Below are 19,721 nucleotides of genomic sequence, written 5' to 3' on the forward strand. Positions count from 1 at the left end.
CCATTCAGACCGCTATTTCCCGTGGATTACCCGCAAAGCCGGCAATAAGTTCCGCCAAATCGGGCTCCTGCACCATTTCCGCTGCCTTTCGCGGCGGCAGCCAGCGGCGTTCCCGTTCCTTCATCTCCGGCCATTTCTTGAGCTCCCTGGAGACCTCTACCGGGTAGACCTCAACCTGGCAGTGCCACTGCATCCCGCTGCTCAGCACCTTGCTGTAGTAGTAGTGGCCGAAGGCCTCCGCGCTGGCCTTGCCGTCGACGCCGGCTTCCTCGCGCGCTTCGCGAAGCGCCGATTCGGCGAGTGTTTCGCCGGCTTCGGGCCACCCCTTGGGCAGCACCCAGCGGCCGGAGCCGCGGCTGGTCACGAGCAGGACCTCGACGCCGTCAGCCGCCGGACGCCAGGGCAGGGCGGCCGCCTGCACCCGCGGCGGATTGCCGCCGAAGATGCGGCGGAGGCTCTCCGCAATGCCTATGCGTCTGATATGGCTGAACAGCATCCGCAAAATCTCCCTGGAATTGCCTGCATGGCCCGGCCCGCCTGGAGCCAGGCCGACCGGCCCCGTCTGGACCGGCCCCGTCTGGACCGGCCCAGTCTGGACCGGCGCAGTCTGGACCGGCATTGATGCGAACATATGTCGCCGGGGGAAATAGGCAAATAAACGGGCGCGCCAGCCGCGACCTCTAGGTTCTGACCCTAGCCGACTTCGCCTTCCGCTATGGGCTTCTGATAGGAAAAGCCCATGTCCCAGGGAAAGTAGATCCAGGTGTCCTGCGAGACCTCCGTGACGAACGTATCGACCAGCGGACGGCCCTTGGGCTTGGCGTAGATCGTTGCAAAATGGGCTTTCGGCATCATCGCGCGCACGATTGCCGCGGTCTTGCCCGTATCGGTCAGGTCGTCGACGATCAGGACGTCCTTGCCGTCGTCTTGCAGCAGCGACGGCGCGACCTCCTTGATGATCTTCAGCTCCCCCTGCTCGGCGTAGTCATGATAGGAGGCCACGCACACCGTCTCGATCAGCCTTATACCCAGTTCGCGGGCGATGACCGCCGCCGGAACCAGCCCGCCGCGGGTGATGCAGACGATGGACTTCCACTTGCCGTTCACCCCGGCCAGGCGCCAGGCGAGCGCCCGTGCGTCCCGGTGGAACTGGTCCCACGAGACCGGAAAGGCTTTGTCTGGATGATCCATGTCGCGCACTCCAAGGCGGCGCCCGGAATGGCGCTCGGAATGCGCGGGGAATTAGCCGGAAAGGGGCGGCGAAAGCAAGTCCTGCCGGCAGATGGCACAGCCTATCGCGACATGAGCGTGGGTACCGTCATGGTCTGCAGCATCGAGCGCGTCACGCCGCCGAACACGAATTCGGAAACGCGCGAGCGTCCGAAGGCGCCCATGACGAGGAGGTCGCAGCCCGAATCGGCCAGCCGGTTGGAGATGACGTCGCCTTGGGAAAGGCCGTCCGATTGCTCGGCGCGCAGCGTCACGTCTATTCCGTGCTTTGCCAGCGCCTCGACGATGGCTGCGCCGGCAACGCCGGCATCCTGGCTCATCGTATCCCTGGCGTCGACGGTCAGCACTTCGGCCGTCCCGGCCTCCCTCAGCAGCGGCAGCGCGTCGAATGCGGCGCGCGCGGCCTCCTTGCTGCCGTTCCAGGCCACGAGCGGCTTTTTGAACGGCTCCCGCCGGCCCTGGTAGGTATAGGGCACCAGCAGGACCGGGCGCCCCGTCTCGAAGATCAGCGCCTCGACGTCGGCGGCCATGCGCGCTTCCGCATCGGGGTCGTTCTGCTGGGCGATGGCGATGTCGGCCGTGCGGGCGCTCTCGATGCCCGAGATGGCGGAATCGCCCGACACGTTCTCATAGCCGCGCCACTCGTAGCGGACGTCCTCGGCGGCGCATTTGCGCTCGAAAACGGCCTTCAACTCGCCGTTGCGCCGTTCGGCCTCGGCGCTTAACTCCGTCGAGAAGTCGACCGCCGGGCCGCCCATCGGCGTCGCCATCGCGATCGGCAGCGATTCGGCATGCAGACCTATGAGATGAGCCTGGTTTCGCGCCGCGAAGGGCAATGCGAAGTCGAGGACGCGCGGCAGATCGGCCTCGCTCTGAAGAATGGCGACAATCGTTTTATAGGACATGGGAACCTCCGGTCAGAGCCAATGGACGCAATCTTGCCGCTCCAGCGGGCGGCTTGCATTGGCCTATGTCAAACGTCCGGAGGCCCGATCCGTTTCAAAGACTTTCCAGCATGGCCTCGACCGCGCCCGCCGCTTGCCGGAGCGCTTCCTCCGATCGCGCCCGCACGACCACCTCGGTCCAGAACTTGCCGTCGAGATATTTGGGATAGGAGCCGATGATGGTTTCGGGATGGGCCTTCTGGATCTCGCCCAGCGGGCCGCCGATGGCTCCTTCGGGATGGGGCGAGGCAATGGCGACGGAAAGAAGCTTTGTCCCCGTCCGCAGCGTCGGCACGACATTGTCCAGCATCGACTGGAAGATGGAGGGCACCCCGGCCATCACATACACATTGCCGATCTTGAAGCCGGGCGCGACGGAGATGGGATTGACGATATGGGTGGCGCCGCGCGGCATCCGCGCCATGCGCCGCCTTGCGTCGGTATATTCGATGCCGCGCCTGGCGAAATGCTCGCCCAGCATCCGGTCCGCCTCCGCATCGTGCTCGCAAGGCAGGCCGAAGGCACGCGATATGGCGTCCGCCGTTATGTCGTCATGGGTGGGGCCGATGCCGCCGGTGGTGAAGACGTAGTCGAAGCGGCTGCGCAGCGCATTCACCGCCTCGACGATGGCGTCCTCGTCGTCGGCGACAATCCGCACCTCCTTGAGGTCGATTCCGACCGCGGTCAGCATGTCCGCCAGATGGCCGATATTGCGGTCCTTCGTGCGGCCCGAGAGGATTTCGTCGCCGATCACGACCATTCCCGCTGTAACGATTGCGCTCATTCCGCATTGTTCCCGTTGGCCACCGTCCAATAGCTCGCGCCACCGCCGGCGGCAATGGTGGCCATGGTGTGAACGGTGTGTCTGCAACCGGGCGCATTCCCCGGCCCGCCAAAGCACCTAGATTCGGACCGACACCGCCGGGGAGCCCGGCCGGTATCTTCAAAGGAGACGGAAAGCATGGCGAAGATTCTCGTACTTTACTATTCGAGCTGGGGGCACATGGAAGCGATGGCGAAAGCCGCGGCCGAGGGCGCTCGCGCCGCCGGTGCCGACGTCACCATCAAGCGGGTGCCCGAACTGGTTCCCGAGGAAGTCGCAAAGAGCGCGCATTACAAGCTCGACCAGGAAGCCGAGATCGCCGACCCGATGGAACTGCCCGACTATGACGGCTTCATCTTCGGCGTGCCCACCCGCTACGGCCTGATGTCGTCGCAGATGAAGAACTTCCTCGACCAGACGGGATCGCTGTGGGCCGAGGGCAAGCTCATCAACAAGACGGCGACGGTGATGTCGTCCACCGCCACCCAGCACGGCGGCGCAGAAATGACGATCGTGACGACGCAGGTCCCGCTGCAGCATCACGGCATGATCATCGTGCCGCTTTCCTACGGCTATCAGGGCCAGTCGGGCAACGACACGGTGCGCGGCGGCTCGCCCTACGGCATGACCACCTCGACCAATAGCGACGGATCGCGCATGCCCTCCGAGCAGGAGCTCGAAGGCGCGAAATATCAGGGCAGGCGGCTTGCCGAGATCACGGCCAAGATCGCCGGATAGAGCGCCATGCGTCCGTTCGGACGCATAAGGGGCGCTCCATCTTCTTGTTTTCCGCATTTATGCGGACGTCAGGTGGTTCCACCTGACTGAAAAATGCTGTAGCCGGCAGGAGGCGAACGGGCGGCCGAGGGGCCGCCCGTCTTCCGTCCCCCGTCGTCAGGCGGGCCCGCAACCCCAGCCGGCAGGCGGGGCAGGCCGATCTGCAGAATGCCGGTTGACCTTTTCGCGCAAAGCCCTGAAAAGCAACGGGCGCGGACGTGGCGGAACTGGTAGACGCAAGGGACTTAAAATCCCTCGGGCAACGCCCGTGCGGGTTCGATCCCCGCCGTCCGCACCACTTTCAGAGCGCCGTGCATCCCTTCGCGCTGCAAGGGCGCTCCGGCACTTTGGATGGACGCCGCGCCCTCAAGCCTCGGCCCGGGCCTCATATCCTGTGATCACCTCGAGGAATGCCGTGCCGTAGCGTTCCAGCTTGGCGTCGCCTATGCCCGGTATGCCGGCCATCGCCGCGCGCGAGCGGGGGCGGACGGCTGCCATCTCGGCCAGTGTCCTGTCGTGGAAGATGACATAGGGCGGCACGTTCTGGGCGCGGGCGAGCTCGATCCGCTTTTCGCGCAGCGCCTCGAACAGGCCGCGGTGCTCCGCCGGCATGGCCGCGGCCGCCTCCTGGCGCGCGGCCTTGCGGCCCCGTTCCTTGCGGGCCGGGCGGGGCGCGCGCAGCATCAGGGCCGGCTTGTCCCGCAGGAAGGCCCTGCCGTCGTCCGAAATCGACAGGCCGCCATGGCCGGCCAGGTCGACATTGACCAGCCCGTGGGCGATGAGCTGGCGCAGGATGGCCCGCCATGTCGCCTGATCGTGCTCCGTGCCGATGCCAAAGGTGGAAATCCGGTCATGGCCGAAACGGGCGATGCGCTCGTCCTCGCGGCCCAGAAGCACCTCGACGATATAGGCCTGGCCGAAGCGCTCGCCGGTCCGGTAGATGCATGAAAGCGCCTTCTGGGCGGCGACCAGCCCGTCGAACAGCTCCGGCGGGGCGGCGCAGGTATCGCAGTTGCCGCACGGCTCGCACCCGTCGCCGAAATAGCCGAGCAGCACCTGGCGCCGGCATTGGGCGGTCTCGCAAAGCCCGAGCAGCGCGTCGAGCTTCTGCCGCTCCATGCGCCGGCGCTGCTCCGGCGCGTCCGATTCGTCGATGAAGCGGCGGCGCAGCGCGATGTCGTCGGCCCCGTACAGCATCAGCGTGTCGGCGGGCAGGCCGTCGCGGCCGGCCCTGCCGGTTTCCTGATAATAGGCCTCGATGCTGCCGGGCAGGTCCAGATGGGCGACGAAGCGCACATCCGGCTTGTCGATGCCCATGCCGAAGGCGATGGTGGCGACCATGACCACCGCTTCCTCGCGCTGGAAGCGGCGCTGGTTCTGCTCGCGGGCGGCCTTGTCCATCCCGCCGTGATACGCGAGCGCACGGAACCCCTGGCCCTCCAGCCACGAAGCCGTCTCCTCCGTCTTGCGCTTGGACAGGCAGTAGATGATGCCGCTTTCGCCCTTGTGCCGTTCGAGGAAGCCGAGGAGCTGCCGGCGCGGGCTGTCCTTCTCCTCGATGGCATAGCGGATATTGGGCCGGTCGAAACCGGCGATGAAGCAGTCCGCCTCGCCGATCCGCAGGAGCTCGACGATCTCCTGGCGCGTCGGCGCATCGGCCGTGGCCGTCAGCGCCATGCGCGGCGCATCGGGAAAATGATCGGGAAGAATGTCGAGCTGGCGGTAGGAGGGGCGGAAATCGTGCCCCCACTGGGACATGCAGTGCGCCTCGTCGATGGCGATCAGCGACAGCGGGATCTGCTTCAGGCCCGCCAGCGTATCCGGCCGCAGCAGCGTTTCCGGCGCGACATAAAGAAGGTCCAGCTCGCCGGCGCGCATGGCCTGCCAGAGCTCGTCGCGCGCGGCGGGCGCCAGATCGGAGTTGAGCGCCGCCGCCCTGACGCCGGCCTGAACCAGCGCCGCCACCTGGTCCGCCATCAGCGCGATCAGCGGCGAGATCACCAGCCCCATGCCCGGCCGGCAGAGCGCCGGGATCTGGTAGCAGAGCGATTTTCCGCCGCCCGTCGGCATCAGCACGAAGGCGTTGCCGCCGGCCACCATATGCTCGACGATCTCGCCCTGCCGTCCGCGGAAACCGTCATAGCCATAGACGGATCTGAGAATTTCGGTGGGACTGGAATACATGTGAAGCCTAAGAGTCCGGTTTAAAAGTCGTTCTGGCGTGGCGAAAATGGTGATTTTTGAGCACCGGAGCGGAGCGTACATTGGTACGTGAGCACCGGAGCGCAGGAAAACGCCATTTGCAGCCCGTCAGACCGGCTTTTAAATCGGGCTCTGACGGGAGAATCGAAGATACCCCCGTCATAACAGCTTCGCGCCGCCTATGCAGCGCATCGGCAGCAAGGTTCAGGCGTTTGCCCCGCCGTCCACGGCCAGCATGGCGCCGCTGATGAAGCGGCCGCCGTCGCCGGCCAGATGCGCGACCGTGGCGGCGATGTCCTCCGGACGGCCGAAACGCCCGAGCGGGGTGCGGCTGCGCTGATAATCCGCCATCTCGCCATTGGCGGGGTTCATGTCGGTGTCCGTGGAGCCGGGATCGACGACGTTGACCGTTATGCCGCGCCCGCCCACGTCCAGCGCCAGTCCCTTGGTGAAGCCGATCAGGGCGGATTTGCTCGCTGCATAGAGCGTCATGCCGGGGAACTGGGGCCGCTGGGCAAGGCTCGAGCCGATCGAGATGATCCGCCCGCCCTCGCTCATGTGGCGCAGGGCCGCCTGCGAGGCGACGAAGACGCCGCGCACATGAATGCCGAGCGTGCGGTCGATCTCTTCCACCGTCACCTCTTCCATCGGGCCGTTGGGAAAGATGCCCGCATTGTTGACGAGGATGTCGAGCCGCCCAAGCCGTTCGGCGGCCAGATCCACGGCGCCTCTCACGGCCTCCGCGTCGGCGCTGTCGGCCTGGATCGCCGTGGCTTTGCGGCCAAGGGCCTCTATCTCGCCGGCCACTTGCGCGGCCTTCTGCGCATTGGCGGCGTAGGTGATGGCGACATCGGCGCCGCGCGCGGCCAGCGTGCGGGCGATCGCCGCGCCTATTCCCCGGCTGCCGCCCGTGACGAGCGCTGCTTTTCCAACGAGATCCTGCATGGCTTTCTCCTTTTATGTACCGTTCGGTACAAATGGCTATTCCCCTTGCCGGACCGCGTCAAGAGCTTTATTTACTCTTCGGTATAAAAGGATGTGGAAATGGTGGAAAGAGGCAGGCCGAGGGCCTTCGACAGGGATGAAGCGCTGCATCGCGCCATGCGGCTTTTCTGGACGCGAGGCTATGACGGCACGTCCGTGAGCGATCTGGCCGAGGCGATGGGCATCAACAAGCCCAGCCTCTACGCGGCGTTTCAGTGCAAGGAGAAGCTGTTCTACGACGCCGTCGCGCTTTACGAGCGGGAAGAGGGCGGCAAGTTCCTGGAGGCGCTGCAGGCCGGCCCGACCGCGCGCGAGGCGGTGGGCGAGGCGCTGCGGACCAATGCCCGCATCTTCACCGACCAGCAGAAGCCGGGTGGCTGCATGATTGTCGTCTCGGCGTTGGCCACCGGCCCCGACCATGATGCGGTAAGCGGCTTCCTGGCCCGTAACAGGCGCGAGGCAGAGGCCGCGTATCGTGCGCGCATCGAGCGCGGCATGGCCGAGGGCGACGTGCCGCCGCAGGTCGATGCCGCAAGAGTCGCCGCCTTCTACACTGCCGTCCAGAACGGCATGTCGATCCAGGCCCGCGACGGCGTCAGCGAGCAGAGCCTGCTGGAAATCGTCGATAGCGCGATGGCCGCCTGGGATCACGTCATTATCCGTAGACCCTGAAACTGGATAGGTTCTGGATTTGCCTGCGGGGGACTGGCAGAGTGCATCTCCATAAAGGGAGAAGCTCGATGCCGAAATCAGCCATGTTCAAGAAGCCGCAGCCATGGACGGAGGTTGCGCCGCAGCTTGTGGATGTGGCGATGGGCCGGCGGCCCGCCGACCTGGTGGTGCGCAACGGCCGCTGGGTGAACGTGCATTCGGGCGAGGTGCTGCCGGGCACCGACGTCGCCATTGCGGCCGGCCGCTTCGCCTATTGCGGCCCTGACGCCAGCCACGCCATCGGCGAGAAGACCAAGGTCGTCGACGCCACCGGCCGCTATCTCGTGCCCGGCCTGTGCGATGCGCACATGCACGTGGAAAGCGGCATGGTGACGGTCACCGAGTTCTGCCGCGCCGTCATCCCGCACGGCACCACGTCGATGTTCATCGACCCGCACGAGATCGCCAATGTGCTGGGGCTGCCGGGCGTCCGGCTGATGCATGACGAGGCGCTGGCGCAGGCGATCAACGTGTTCGTGCAGATGCCCTCCTGCGTGCCGTCGGCGCCGGGGCTCGAAAATGCCGGCGCCACGCTCGATGCCGACGATGTGGCCGAGGCGATGGGCTGGGAGAACATCGTGGGCCTGGGCGAGGTGATGAACTTTCCCGGCGTGGCGGCAAACGACCCGGCCATGACCGGCGAGATCGCCGCCACGGTGCGGGCCGGCAAGACGGTCGGCGGGCATTTTGCCTCGCCGAACCTTGGCCGCGCCTTCCACGGCTATGTGGCCGGGGGGCCGGAGGACGACCACGAAGGCACCCGCATGGAGGACGCCATCGCCCGCGTGCGGCAGGGCATGAAGGCCATGCTTCGCCTCGGCTCGGCCTGGTACGACGTCGCCAGCCAGATCAAGGCGGTGACCGAGGCCGGCATCGACCCGCGCAATTTCATCCTGTGCACCGACGACAGCCATTCGGGAACATTGGTCAACGAGGGCCATATGGACAGGGTGGTGCGCCACGCAATCGCGCAGGGCCTGCCGCCGGTCACGGCGATCCAGATGGCGACCCTCAATACAGCCCAGCATTTCAAGATGGAGCGCGAACTGGGGTCCATCGCGCCGGGGCGCCTGGCCGATTTCCTGATCGTCTCCGACCTGGCCGAACTCGTGATCGACGAGGTCTATGGCCGCGGCGTGCGGTTGGCCAAGGGCGGCAAGCTGGAGGCCGACATTCCCGCCTACGACTATCCGGCCAAGGTCAAGAAGACCGTCAAGCTGGGCAAGCGCCTGGCCGCGCGCGACTTCGACATACCGGCGCCCTACGGCGTCCGCAGCGTGCGCGCCCGGGTGATCGGCGTGATCGAGAATCAGGCGCCGACGCGCGCGCTCACCGCCGATCTGGGCGTGGCCAAGGGAACCGTGTCCATGGACCGCCGCAACGACATCTGCCAGATCGCGCTGGTCGAGCGGCACCGGGGCACCGGGTCGGTGACCAACGGCTTCGTCTCAGGCTTCGGCTACACGCAGGACTGCGCCATGGCCTCGACCGTGGCCCATGATTCCCACCACATGATCGTCGTCGGCACCAACAAGGCGGATATGGCCGCCGCGGCCAACCGGCTCGGCGCGGTGGGCGGCGGCGTCGTGATGTTCTCGAAGGGCAGGGAACTGGCCATGGTGGAGTTGCCGATCGCCGGGCTGATGTCCGACGAACGCGCCGAAATCGTCGCCGCGAAAGCCGCCAGGCTCGCCGCCGCCATGCGCGACATGGGCTGCTCTCTCAACAACGCCTATATGCAGCATTCGCTTCTGGCGCTCGTCGTCATCCCGGAACTGCGCATATCGGACGCCGGCCTCATCGACGTGACCACCTTTTCCAAGGTCGATCTGTTCGTGTAGGGCGCGGCCCGGCTGCTACGGTCCTACATCGAGATCGAAGACTTCGAACGGGGTCGTGACGATGAGTTCGGCTGCCGAGCCGATCGTCTGTCCGATGCCGCTGGCCAGCCTGTCGAAACGGCGGCTTATCTCCTGCTCGTCTGTCGGCCCCTCGTCGGCGACGAGCGTTTCGCCGAGCAGCCGGATCAGCAGCGGGTTTTCCGCGAATTTGGTGTGATGGAGCCCGTCGCCCGCGGCAACGCCCGTGATGTCGATCACCGTCACTCCGGCGCTCGACAGGTTCTGGGCATTGATGACCGCCCCGACCCGAGGCTGATTGCCGGCAATGAGCTGCGACAGGGACAGCGCCCGGTCGTCCCGCGACGTCAGCACGTAGAAGCCGCCGACGGGTTCGCCATACCGGCGCATCTGCAGCTTGAACACGTCGGCGTCGATATCGGGCGAAGCCAGAACGACGTCGCCCAGCTTTCCATTCAGATCCTTGTTGCCCGAGATGGCGAGCTGGCGCAGCGTTTCCATCACCACCCAGCTTCCCATTGAATGGGCGATGATGTCGATCCGCTTGGCGCCGGACCGCGCGACCGTCAGCAGCGTGTCCTCCAGCGCATCGCGCGCCGCCGCGGCACTGTTGCTGTCATAGATATAGTCGATCGTCCGCCCAGCCGAGGCCCAGGTAAACAGCACCGGCGTACCGGTAAAGCCCGAATCGTGCACGATCTGCGTCATCCGGTAGACGGCCTCGTCAAAGCCCGTGTTGTAGCCATGGACGAACACCAGCGCCCGGCCGTCGCTTTCGGCCAGATCCTCGCGCAGGCTCTCGGAAAATCCCTCCTCGCTGGTGTAAAGGCCGATGCGGCGGGCGGCGAAATAGCGCGCCGGATCGGCGACCTTGCGCGTCGGGCTGCGCTCGATGCGGCCCGGCTCGTGGACGGCCGGCACGCTGATCTCGACGCGGCCGAACATCGGGTCGGGCGACCGGTCTCCCGCGAAGACGACGCCCGGCGCTTCATCCCGCGCGCGCGAGGTCGCGATGAACAACTCATGCGTGCTGGCGATCTGCCCGGCGCTCGCCGGGGCAATGGTCTGGGCAAGGATGCGATGGCGGCTTTCGCCGGCGCAGCCGCCAAGCAATATGGCAAGGGCCATGACGACCGGGGCGAACAGGCGCATGCGGCCATCTGCCATGATGTTGCTCCCAAATTTTGAGCGCTGCCACCCGCTACGCCTATTAGCGTCCATGGCTTGCCGAGTCTATCCGAAGGCACGCTACCGACCCCAGAATACGGGCGTAAAGATGACGAGGACGGTGAGAATTTCGAGCCGGCCCAGGAGCATGGCCAGCGCCATGATCCATTTGGCGGTGTCCGACAGGGGCGCAAAGCTGCCGGCCGGGCCGACGACGGGGCCGAGACCCGGGCCGACATTGGTCAAGGCCGACAGCGCGGCCGAAACGGCCGTGATCAGATCGAGCCCGGTGGCTGCCAGCATGAGGATGATGACCGCCCATATCACGAGGAAGGCGGACATGTAGAGCACCACTGCTCGTTGCAGGTCGTCGTCCACGGGGCGGTCGCCGTAGCGGACAGTCAGCACGGTGTTCGGATAGACGAAGCGGCGCAGGCCGTTGGCCAGGAGCTCGAACAGGATAAGAAAGCGGTAGGCCTTGATGCCGCCGGTCGTCGAGCCCGAGCACCCGCCCAGGAACATCGCCACGAAGGCCGCTGCCAGCGCGAACGGCCCCCACGCGCCATAGTCCTCGCTGGCATAGCCGGTGGTGGTGATGATGGAGACGAAATTGAAGGCCGAGTGGGTGAGCGCATCGAAGAAGGGCCTTTCGTCCACAACGCGCAGATAGATCGCCACGACGATCACGAACACCACCACATAGCCCGCGAACACCCTGATCTGCGGATCGCGCAGCGCATCGAGACGGCCGCGCAGGACGAACAGGATGAGAATCGAGAAGGGCAGGGCGCCCAAAAACATGAACAGGGTGCTCACCCACAGGATTGCGGCATTGTCGGCATAAAAGCCCATGGACGCGTCATGGGTGGAGAAACCCGCCGTGGCCGTCGTCGTGAGCGCATGGTTGAGCGCGTCGAACGTTGTCATGCCGGCCGCCGCATAGCTGATCGCGCAAGCCAGGGTCAGCACCGCATAGATGCCGAACAGGCTGTAGGCGAAGGTGGAGAAGCGGTCGAAGGGGCGGTCTTCGATGTCCGATGATTCGATCTTGAAATAGGAAACGCCGCCGACATTCAGGAACGGCAGGATGAACAGGCCGAGCGCGATGACGCCGAGCCCGCCGATCCATTGCAGGATCGAACGCCACAGAAGCAGGCCCGGCGGCAGGCCGTCGAGCCCGACGATGACCGTGGCGCCCGTGGCCGTGACGCCCGACACGGATTCGAACACCGCGTCGGCCAGCCCTAGCTCCACCGACGCGGCAAGCAACGGCACCGCGCCGACAAGGCAGGCGGTAAACCACAGCAGGTTGACCACGAGAAAGCCGAAGCGCGAGGAGATGGGCGGCTGGCGCCCCTGGGTGGCCATGGACACGGCGAGCGCCAGGCCGCCCGTGAAAAACGACGAGAAGGCGAAAACGCGCCAGTCGTCATTGCCGTAATAGGCGTCCACCGCCGCCGGGATGAGCATGGCCACCGAAAGGTAGAGCGCAAACGCCGAAGCAATATGGATAGCAGCGCGGATTGCCAGATATTGCACGAATTGGTCCCCGTCGACGGTGGTCTTTTGGCGTCGGCGCTTGACGTGTCCGCCCGCGATGCTGCGGGAGATTGGCGTTGCCGCTTTCGATATGCAATAGCCGATGCGGAACCGGATGACGAGCCGGGCCGGCGGAAGGAAGACGATATGAACCAGTTTGTCGAGCGGGTGGCCGGGGCCGAAAGCGCATTGCGCGCGCTCTTCCCCGAAACGCCGCTGCAGGAGAACGACTATCTGTCCAAGAAGACGGGCGCCCGCGTCTTCCTCAAGCGCGAGGACCTGACGCCGGTGCGTTCCTACAAGCTGCGCGGCGCCTTCAATTTCATGCGCAAGGCGCTGGCCGCCAAGCCTGACCTGCCGAGCTTCGTCTGCGCATCGGCCGGCAATCACGCCCAGGGCTTCGCCTTCGTCTGCCGGCACTTTTCCAAGAAGGGCGTCGTCTTCATGCCGGTGACTACCCCGCAGCAGAAGATCGACAAGACGCGCCTGTTCGGCGGCCCCTTCATCGAGGTGCGGCTGGTCGGCGATTTCTTCGACGAATGCTACCGCGCCGCCGCCGCCCATGCCGAGGCCGAGGGCACGCTGATGGTGCCGCCCTTCGACCACGCCGACATCATCGAGGGCCAGGCGACGGTCGCCCGGGAAATGGCCGACCAGATCGGCGGCGGGCTCGATCAGGCGCTGGTTGTCCTGCCGGTCGGCGGCGGTGGGCTCGCGGCCGGCGTCACAGGCTATCTCAATGCGGTCGGGACCGGCTGCGACTTCATCTTCGCCGAGCCGGCCGGCGCGCCCAGCCTGCGCAGGAGCCTTGAGACCGGCAAGCGGGCCAAGCTCGAAGCGGTCGACAATTTCGTGGATGGGGCGGCAGTCGCCGAAATCGGGCGCGAACCCTTCCGCCGCCTCAAGGGTTTTTCGGCCGATAAGGTGCATCTGGTGCCCGAAAACCGCCTCTGCGCCACGATGGTGGAAATGCTCAACATCGAGGGCGTGGTGCTGGAGCCCGCCGGGGCGCTGGCCATCGATACGCTGAAGGATTTCCCGCGCAAGGAGCTGAAGGGCCGCACGGTGATCGCCGTCGTGTCCGGCGGCAATTTCGATTTCGAGCGCCTTCCCGACGTGAAGGAGCGCGCCCTGCGCTTCGAGGGGCTGAAGAAATACTTCATCTTCCGCTTTCCCCAGCGCCCGGGCGCGCTGCGCGACTTTCTCGATCTTCTGGGGCCGGACGACGACATTACGCGCTTCGAATATCTGAAGAAGTCCGCCCGCAATTTCGGTTCGGTGCTGATCGGCCTCGAAACCAGGGACCGCAAGAACTTTCCAAGGCTCATGCGCCGGTTTGACGAAGCCGGCTGGGCCTATCAGGATATCACCGAGAACGACATCATCGCGAGCCTGCTGATATGAGCGAAGCCACCCGGTACATCGTCGTGTTCCGCGGCGTCGGCGGCAAGACGCAGCTGCCCGTCGCCAGGCTGCGCGCCGTGCTGGAGGCGGACGGTTTCCACGGCGTGAAGACCTACATCAACAGCGGCAACGCCGTCCTGACGTCGACCCTTGACGAGGCGGCGCTGGCGCGGCGCGTGGCCGAGCTGGTCCGCGCAAAGATGGGCTTTGATAAAAGCGTGCTGGTGCGCAGCCTTGCCGAATGGGATGCCATGATCGCGCAGAACCCGTTTCCCGAAGCGGTGGACGAGCCGACGAAGCTCCACGTCTTCACGCTCGAACAGGAGCCGGAGGCGGAGCGGGTCGAGGCGCTTCGGGAGAAAGCTACGGGAACCGACCGCTTCGCCGTGCGGGGAAGGGCGCTCTATCTCCATACGCCGGACGGGATGGGCAACTCGCGTTTCGCGCCGAAAATCGAGACCACGCTCAAGGTTCCCATGACGGCGCGCAACTGGCGCACCATGCTGGCGCTCCGGGACCTGGCGGCGGCGATCGCCTGAACCACATCTGCCGCGCTGCACAATTCATTTGCTATTTTCCGCCCGCTTCTCCATATGAGGGGCGTAAGGCGCATGGGCCGGTCACCCGGCTCTCTCGATAGTTGAGACTTTTTCCTAGAGATTGGTTGCGTCTGCCCTGCCTGGAACCGGAATTCACCGGAGGGCGGGACAAGCTTTTCGGGTATTGCCCGAAGGGCGCGACAGCGCAGCCGCGCGAGGCCTCACGGCCCGCCGCCTTGTCGTTCAAGATAGATATTGTCATGGCAGGTTGCGCCCTGCCGCGAATTGCTGCGGACCGTTGACGGCCGCCTGAGAAAGAAGAACGAATTGAACAACGATAACAATGCAAAGCCGATCAGCTTCGCCGATCTGGGCATCACGGGCCCCCTCCTGACAGCCGCCAATGCGGCCGGCATGGACGTTCCCAAGCCGATCCAGGAACAGGCCATTCCGCCATTCCTGGCAGGCAAGGATATTCTGGGCGTGGCGCAGACCGGCTCGGGCAAGACGGCCGCCTTCGCGCTGCCGATCCTGTCGCGCATCGCCGGCCTCGGCAACAAGCGCCGTCCGCGCACGGCGCGCGCGCTGATTCTGGCACCCACCCGCGAACTGGCGGTGCAGATCGAGACCGTGATCCGCGGACTTGCCAAGACCTCGCATATTTCGACCGCGCTGGTGCTGGGCGGCGTTTCGCGCCACAGCCAGGTCAAGAAGATCGCGCCGGGCGTCGACATACTGATCGCAACCCCGGGCCGGCTGACCGACCTGGTGCGCGAAGGCGACGTCATCCTGTCGGAGACGACCTGGCTCGTGCTCGACGAGGCCGACCGCATGCTGGACATGGGCTTCATCAACGATGTGCGCCGCATCGCCAAGGCCACGCATCCGGCGCGCCAGACGGCACTTTTCTCCGCCACCATGCCCGACGAGATCGCCAAGCTGGCAGCATCCCTGCTGCGCGAGCCGGTCCGCGTCGAGGTTGCCCGCCAAGGCACCACGGCGGCCGAAATCCGCCAGAGCGTGATCCTCGCCCGCACCAAGCAGAAGCGTAAATACCTGTCCGATATCCTGGCGGACGACGCCATGCGGCAGGTGATCGTGTTCGCCCGCACCAAGCACGGCGCCGACCGGGTGACGCGCGATCTGGAGCGCGACGGCTTCAACGCCGCCGTCATCCACGGCAATAAATCGCAGAACGCCCGCCAGCGCGCGCTGAACGGCTTCCGCGACGGCTCGGTGCGCATCCTCGTGGCAACGGACATCGCCGCGCGCGGCATCGACGTTCCCGGCATCACCCATGTCGTGAATTTCGACCTTCCCGACGAAGCCGAAAGCTATGTGCACCGCATCGGCCGCACCGGGCGCAACGGCGCCGATGGCGAGGCGATCACCCTGTGCGATCCGACCGAAGCTTCCAAGCTGCGCCAGGTCGAGCGCATCATCCGCATGCGCCTGCCGGTCGCCGCCGACATCACCGCCCAGCCCGACCCGGCCCGTCCGGCCGCCCAAGGCGCAAGGGACGACGACCGCCGGCCGGCAAACGATGAGGCCCCGAGGCCGAATCGCGGCAGGGCGCCGAACAGGGCACGGCCGCAAAGCGATGGCGGCAAGCCGCAGAACGGCAAGTACCGCCGCCGCGGCTCGTCCCAGGGCCAGCGCGGCCGGGCCGCTTAGGGCTGAATCCTACTAACCCCTCCCTGGAAAAAGGGGGGTAGGCCACGCTCGGTTCGATCCCCTGACAGGGGACTGGCTGTCGGGGCTGTGGATGTGGCGGAATTCCCCCTCATCGACCCGCTTCGCGGCCCACTTCTCCCCCGCAAAGCAGGGGAGAAGAAGCGCTGGCATCGGTGCAGGGCTCCCTTCCTCTCCCCCATGACCATGGGGGAGAGGTGGCCCGCGTAGCGGGTCGGTGAGGGGGAAACGGCGCCAACGCCGTTCACCGCTCCGACCTTTGTTCGGAAGAATGAGGGATGGAAGCAGAACGCACGAATTACATGTGCGATAGCCCTACACTGCAGAGAGGCCAGCCACACGCCGCCCCTTCACCCAACCGCAACTGGCCGTCCGGCCTCTACCACTTGGCTCAATTGCCCGTCGGGTCGTCATGCGATAGATGGTTCGCGCCGTCCGCTGGCGATCTGCCGGCACGGGCATGGGAGGACGTTTGATGGCAGGCATAGCGGCGCTGGCGGCCGCCTACATTCTTTCCCAGTTCTATCGTTCCTTTCTGGCCGTGCTGACCCCGGCGCTTACCGCCGAGCTCGGCGCGACGAAGGCCGAGCTTTCGGCGGCATCGGGCACCTGGTTCGCCGTCTTCGCCCTTGCGCAATTCGCCGTCGGCATATCGCTCGATCGCTACGGCCCGCGCCGGACGGCGGCTGTCCTGCTTGCCGGGTGCGGCGGGGGAGGCGCCATCCTTTTCGCGCTCGCGACGGCACCGTGGATGGTCATCGCCGCCATGGCCCTGATCGGGCTCGGCTGCGCGCCCGTGCTGATGGCCTCCGTCTTCATCTTCGCCAAGAGCTATTCCTCCGCCAGGCTGGCGATACTGACATCCTGGCTCGTCGGTTTCGGAACCTTGGGCAACGTGGTGGGCGCCGCCCCGCTTGCGGCGGCGGCCGAAGCCTTTGGCTGGCGCGAGGTCATGATGGGCCTTGCGGCCATCACCATCGCCGTGGCGCTGGCCATCTACACCCTCGTGCGCGATCCCGAGACCTCCGCCGAGGAAACGGCCGCGAATACCGGGCTGGCCGGCTATCTGGAGCTTTTCAAGCTGAGATTGCTGTGGCCCCTGCTGCCGCTGATCGCCCTCAACTACGCGGCGGCCGCCGGCATCCGCGGTCTGTGGGCGGGTCCTTATCTTGCCGATGTCTATGGCGCGGAGGCGCTGCTGATCGGCCAGGTTACGCTGTTCATGGCGCTGGCGATGGTCGCCGGCTCCTTCGTCTACGGCCCGATGGACCAGATATTCGGCACCCGCAAATGGGTCGCAGTGACCGGCAACACGCTCAGTCTCGCGGCGCTGTCGTGGCTGGCCTTCTTCCCCATCACCAGCATTGCCCAGACAACGGTGCTGTTCGTGCTGGTTGGCATTTGCGGCGGCAGCTATGGCCTGCTGATGGCGCATGGGCGGGCATTCGTGCCGGCTCATCTCACCGGGCGCGGCGTGACCCTGTTGAACTTCTTCTCGATCGGCGGCGCCGGCTTGATGCAGTTCGCAACCGGCGCGGTGGTCACCGTCAGCACCGTGGAGGGGGAGCCGGTGGCCGCCTATCGCAATCTGTTCATCTTCTATGCCGGCATGCTCGCCGTCAGCCTGCTTATCTATCTGTTTGCGCGGGATGCGCGTCCGACCGAATCGCGGCCGGCGGTGCGGCCCCTCCGGCAGGAGTAGCAGGGCGGGGTGCCGGCGCGCTCGCGCTGCCGCCAGCCGGCCGGCCGCACAGGAGCGCGAAACGCCATTCCTGCGGCAGGAGACCGGCCGCGCCGGATTGGCCGCCGCTGAACGGCAGATCCGGTATAGGCTGAAACCGTGCTTGTGCGGCAAGAACCGTTTTCCGGCTTGAAGCGCCCCGGCTGAACCATTTGTCCCCTTCGCCGCCGCTGGCGCAAAAACACGCCTTGCATGGCGATGCGCCGGTTTTTACGTTGCACCTTCTGCAATTGCGCTCGGCGCGACCCAGACGAGGAACATCATGCAGCCTTCGGTGATCGAAACCATCGGCAACACGCCGCTCATCCGCCTCCGCCGCGCCTCAGAGGAGACGGGCTGCGAGATCTATGGCAAGGCCGAGTTCATGAACCCGGGCCAGTCTGTGAAGGATCGCGCCGGCCTTTTCATCGTCCGCGACGCGGAGAAGAAGGGGCTGTTGCGGCCTGGCGGCGTGATCGTCGAGGGTACCGCCGGCAATACGGGAATCGGCCTGACCCTGGTCGCAAAGGCGCTTGGCTACCGCACGGTGATCGTGATTCCGGAGACCCAGAGCCAGGAAAAGAAGGATGCGCTCCGCATTCTCGGCGCCGAGCTCATCGAGGTTCCGGCCGTCCCCTACAAGAACCCCAACAATTACGTGAAACTGTCCGGTAGACTGGCCGAGCAACTGGCTGCAAGCGATCCCAACGGCGCGATCTGGGCGAACCAGTTCGACAATGTGGCCAACCGCAACGGGCATGTGGAAACCACCGCCGAGGAGATCTGGGCGCAGACCGGCGGCAAGGTCGACGGCTTCGTCTCCGCCGTCGGCACCGGCGGCACGCTGGCCGGCGTCGGAGAAGGCCTGAGGCGGCACAACGCCTCGGTCAAGATCGCGCTGGCCGACCCGCTGGGCGCGGCCCTTTACAGCTATTACACCACCGGCGAGCTGAAGTCGGAGGGAAGTTCCATCACCGAGGGCATCGGCCAGGGGCGCATTACCGCCAATCTGGACGGGTTCGAGCCGGATTTCGCCTTTCAGGTGCCCGACAGCGAGGCGCTGCCCATCATCTTCGACCTGATCCAGGAGGAGGGGCTCTGCCTCGGCGGCTCCACCGGCATCAACATTGCAGGCGCCAAGCGGCTGGCGCGCGAAATGGGGCCGGGGCACACCATCGTCACCATTCTGTGCGACTACGGAAACCGCTACCAGTCCAAGCTGTTCAATCCCGCCTTCCTGCGCGAGAAGGACCTGCCGGTTCCCGCCTGGATGGAGCGCGCGCCGGACGTTGCCGTGCCGTTCGAGGAGGTCGCCTGATGGCCACCCAGGCCCTCTTCCGCGACGACGCCTATATGCGGAGCGTGGAAGCCCGCGTGATCGGCGTCAACGAGCGCGGCGGCATCATTCTCGACCGCACGGTCTTCTACGGCACCTCGGGCGGGCAGCCGGGCGACACGGGAACGCTGACCCGCGCCGACGGGCGCGCGATTCCGATTGCCGCGACGGTGTGCGGCGAGACCAAGGACGACATCATCCATGTGCCCGCCGAGGGCGCGGAACGGCCGGAAACCGGCGAGAAGCTGACGCTCGCCCTCGACTGGGAGCGGCGCTACAAGCTGATGCGCATGCACACGGCCTGCCACCTGTTGAGCGTTGTGTGCCCTTACCCCATCACCGGCGCCTCGGTGAGCGAAGAGGATTCCCGCATCGATTTCGATCTTCCGGACGCCGGCTTCACCAAAGAGGAAGTGACCGAGAAGATGATGGAACTCGTGGAAGGAGACCACCCCGTCTTCACCCGCTGGATCAGCCAGGAGGACCTTGCCGCAAACCCGTCTCTCGTGAAGTCGAAGAATGTGCGTCCGCCTTCCGGCGCCGGGCGGATCAGGCTCGTCTGCATCGGCGAGGAGGCCGCCGTCGACAGCCAGCCCTGCGGGGGCACCCATGTGCTCAGGACAGGCGAGATAGGTGCCGTTCACATCGGCAAAATCGAGAAAAAAGGACGCGAAAACCGCCGATTCCGGCTGCGTTTCGGCGCGTTCTCAGCTTAAATCGCCTCGTTTTCAGCTCGTTTCGGCGGCATTTTTGTCTTTTGAGGTGAGATTTCTCACCCGGTTCGGGATCAAATC

Annotated in this window: 17 protein-coding genes and 1 tRNA gene; 10 read left to right on the forward strand and 8 right to left on the reverse strand. The window is 65.8% G+C overall.

The features are described from left to right. Window positions 1-4: 4 nt before the first annotated feature. The 4 genes from NTH_RS18705 to NTH_RS18720 form a co-directional block, all read right to left on the reverse strand. Window positions 5-496 carry an NUDIX hydrolase gene (locus NTH_RS18705; RefSeq protein WP_338531442.1) on the reverse strand — a complete coding sequence of 164 codons (492 nt, stop codon included), beginning with the start codon at window positions 494-496 and terminating at the stop codon, window positions 5-7. A gap of 197 nt (window positions 497-693) precedes the next feature. Beyond that, the gene (gene gpt, locus NTH_RS18710) at window positions 694-1,191 is read right to left on the reverse strand and encodes a xanthine phosphoribosyltransferase (RefSeq protein ID WP_338531443.1); all 498 of its coding nucleotides are present in this window, start codon (window positions 1,189-1,191) and stop codon (window positions 694-696) included. 101 nt (window positions 1,192-1,292) lie between these two features. After that, window positions 1,293-2,135 (reverse strand): universal stress protein, encoded by an 843-nt coding sequence (locus NTH_RS18715; protein WP_338531444.1) that lies wholly within the window; start codon window positions 2,133-2,135, stop codon window positions 1,293-1,295. Window positions 2,136-2,229: 94 nt separating this feature from the next. Further along, on the reverse strand, window positions 2,230-2,958 hold the full coding sequence (locus tag NTH_RS18720; protein ID WP_338531445.1) for a competence/damage-inducible protein A: 729 nt from the start codon (window positions 2,956-2,958) through the stop codon (window positions 2,230-2,232). A gap of 177 nt (window positions 2,959-3,135) precedes the next feature. Here NTH_RS18720 and wrbA point away from each other — a divergent pair, with 177 nt between their 5' ends. Next, window positions 3,136-3,735, forward strand: a complete 600-nt coding sequence (gene wrbA / locus NTH_RS18725) for an NAD(P)H:quinone oxidoreductase (protein WP_338531446.1) — start codon at window positions 3,136-3,138, stop codon at window positions 3,733-3,735. A gap of 251 nt (window positions 3,736-3,986) precedes the next feature. Beyond that, a tRNA-Leu gene (locus NTH_RS18730) sits at window positions 3,987-4,072 on the forward strand. Between the two features lie 68 nt (window positions 4,073-4,140). Here the strand turns inward: NTH_RS18730 and recQ are convergent. Both recQ and NTH_RS18740 read right to left on the reverse strand, forming a co-directional pair. After that, the gene (recQ, locus tag NTH_RS18735; RefSeq protein WP_338531447.1) at window positions 4,141-5,958 is read right to left on the reverse strand and encodes a DNA helicase RecQ; all 1,818 of its coding nucleotides are present in this window, start codon (window positions 5,956-5,958) and stop codon (window positions 4,141-4,143) included. Between the two features lie 222 nt (window positions 5,959-6,180). After that, window positions 6,181-6,921, reverse strand: coding sequence for an SDR family NAD(P)-dependent oxidoreductase (locus NTH_RS18740; protein ID WP_338531448.1), 741 nt, complete (start codon window positions 6,919-6,921; stop codon window positions 6,181-6,183). Window positions 6,922-7,020: 99 nt separating this feature from the next. Here NTH_RS18740 and NTH_RS18745 point away from each other — a divergent pair, with 99 nt between their 5' ends. Then, entirely contained in the window at window positions 7,021-7,632 is a 612-nt protein-coding gene (locus tag NTH_RS18745; protein WP_338531449.1) for a TetR/AcrR family transcriptional regulator, read from the forward strand. A gap of 68 nt (window positions 7,633-7,700) precedes the next feature. After that, on the forward strand, window positions 7,701-9,512 hold the full coding sequence (gene ade, locus NTH_RS18750; protein ID WP_338531450.1) for an adenine deaminase: 1,812 nt from the start codon (window positions 7,701-7,703) through the stop codon (window positions 9,510-9,512). A 15-nt stretch (window positions 9,513-9,527) separates the two neighbouring features. Here the strand turns inward: ade and NTH_RS18755 are convergent, their stop codons facing one another. Then, a complete protein-coding gene (locus NTH_RS18755; protein WP_338531451.1) occupies window positions 9,528-10,697 on the reverse strand; it encodes an alpha/beta hydrolase in 1,170 nt (389 codons plus the stop codon). Between the two features lie 81 nt (window positions 10,698-10,778). Next, window positions 10,779-12,236 carry a TrkH family potassium uptake protein gene (locus NTH_RS18760; protein ID WP_338531452.1) on the reverse strand — a complete coding sequence of 486 codons (1,458 nt, stop codon included), beginning with the start codon at window positions 12,234-12,236 and terminating at the stop codon, window positions 10,779-10,781. Window positions 12,237-12,383: 147 nt separating this feature from the next. Between NTH_RS18760 and ilvA the strand changes: the two genes are divergently transcribed. From ilvA to NTH_RS18790, 6 genes are all read left to right on the forward strand, one after another. Then, complete coding sequence (gene ilvA, locus NTH_RS18765; protein WP_338531453.1) at window positions 12,384-13,640, forward strand: threonine ammonia-lyase IlvA; 1,257 nt, start codon at window positions 12,384-12,386, stop codon at window positions 13,638-13,640. Further along, on the forward strand, window positions 13,637-14,179 hold the full coding sequence (locus NTH_RS18770) for a DUF1697 domain-containing protein (RefSeq protein ID WP_338531454.1): 543 nt from the start codon (window positions 13,637-13,639) through the stop codon (window positions 14,177-14,179). Before ilvA ends, NTH_RS18770 begins: the two co-directional genes overlap by 4 nt. A gap of 327 nt (window positions 14,180-14,506) precedes the next feature. Next, entirely contained in the window at window positions 14,507-15,853 is a 1,347-nt protein-coding gene (locus NTH_RS18775) for a DEAD/DEAH box helicase (RefSeq protein ID WP_338531455.1), read from the forward strand. 493 nt (window positions 15,854-16,346) lie between these two features. After that, entirely contained in the window at window positions 16,347-17,573 is a 1,227-nt protein-coding gene (locus NTH_RS18780; RefSeq protein WP_338531456.1) for an MFS transporter, read from the forward strand. Between the two features lie 301 nt (window positions 17,574-17,874). Next, window positions 17,875-18,909: a cysteine synthase A gene (locus NTH_RS18785; protein WP_338531457.1), complete on the forward strand. Its 1,035-nt coding sequence runs from the start codon at window positions 17,875-17,877 to the stop codon at window positions 18,907-18,909. Then, entirely contained in the window at window positions 18,909-19,643 is a 735-nt protein-coding gene (locus tag NTH_RS18790; RefSeq protein WP_338531458.1) for an alanyl-tRNA editing protein, read from the forward strand. Before NTH_RS18785 ends, NTH_RS18790 begins: the two co-directional genes overlap by 1 nt. Window positions 19,644-19,721 lie beyond the last annotated feature (78 nt).

The sequence above is a fragment of the Nitratireductor thuwali genome, assembly GCF_036621415.1.
GTDB classification, from domain to species: Bacteria; Pseudomonadota; Alphaproteobacteria; order Rhizobiales; family Rhizobiaceae; genus Chelativorans; species Chelativorans thuwali.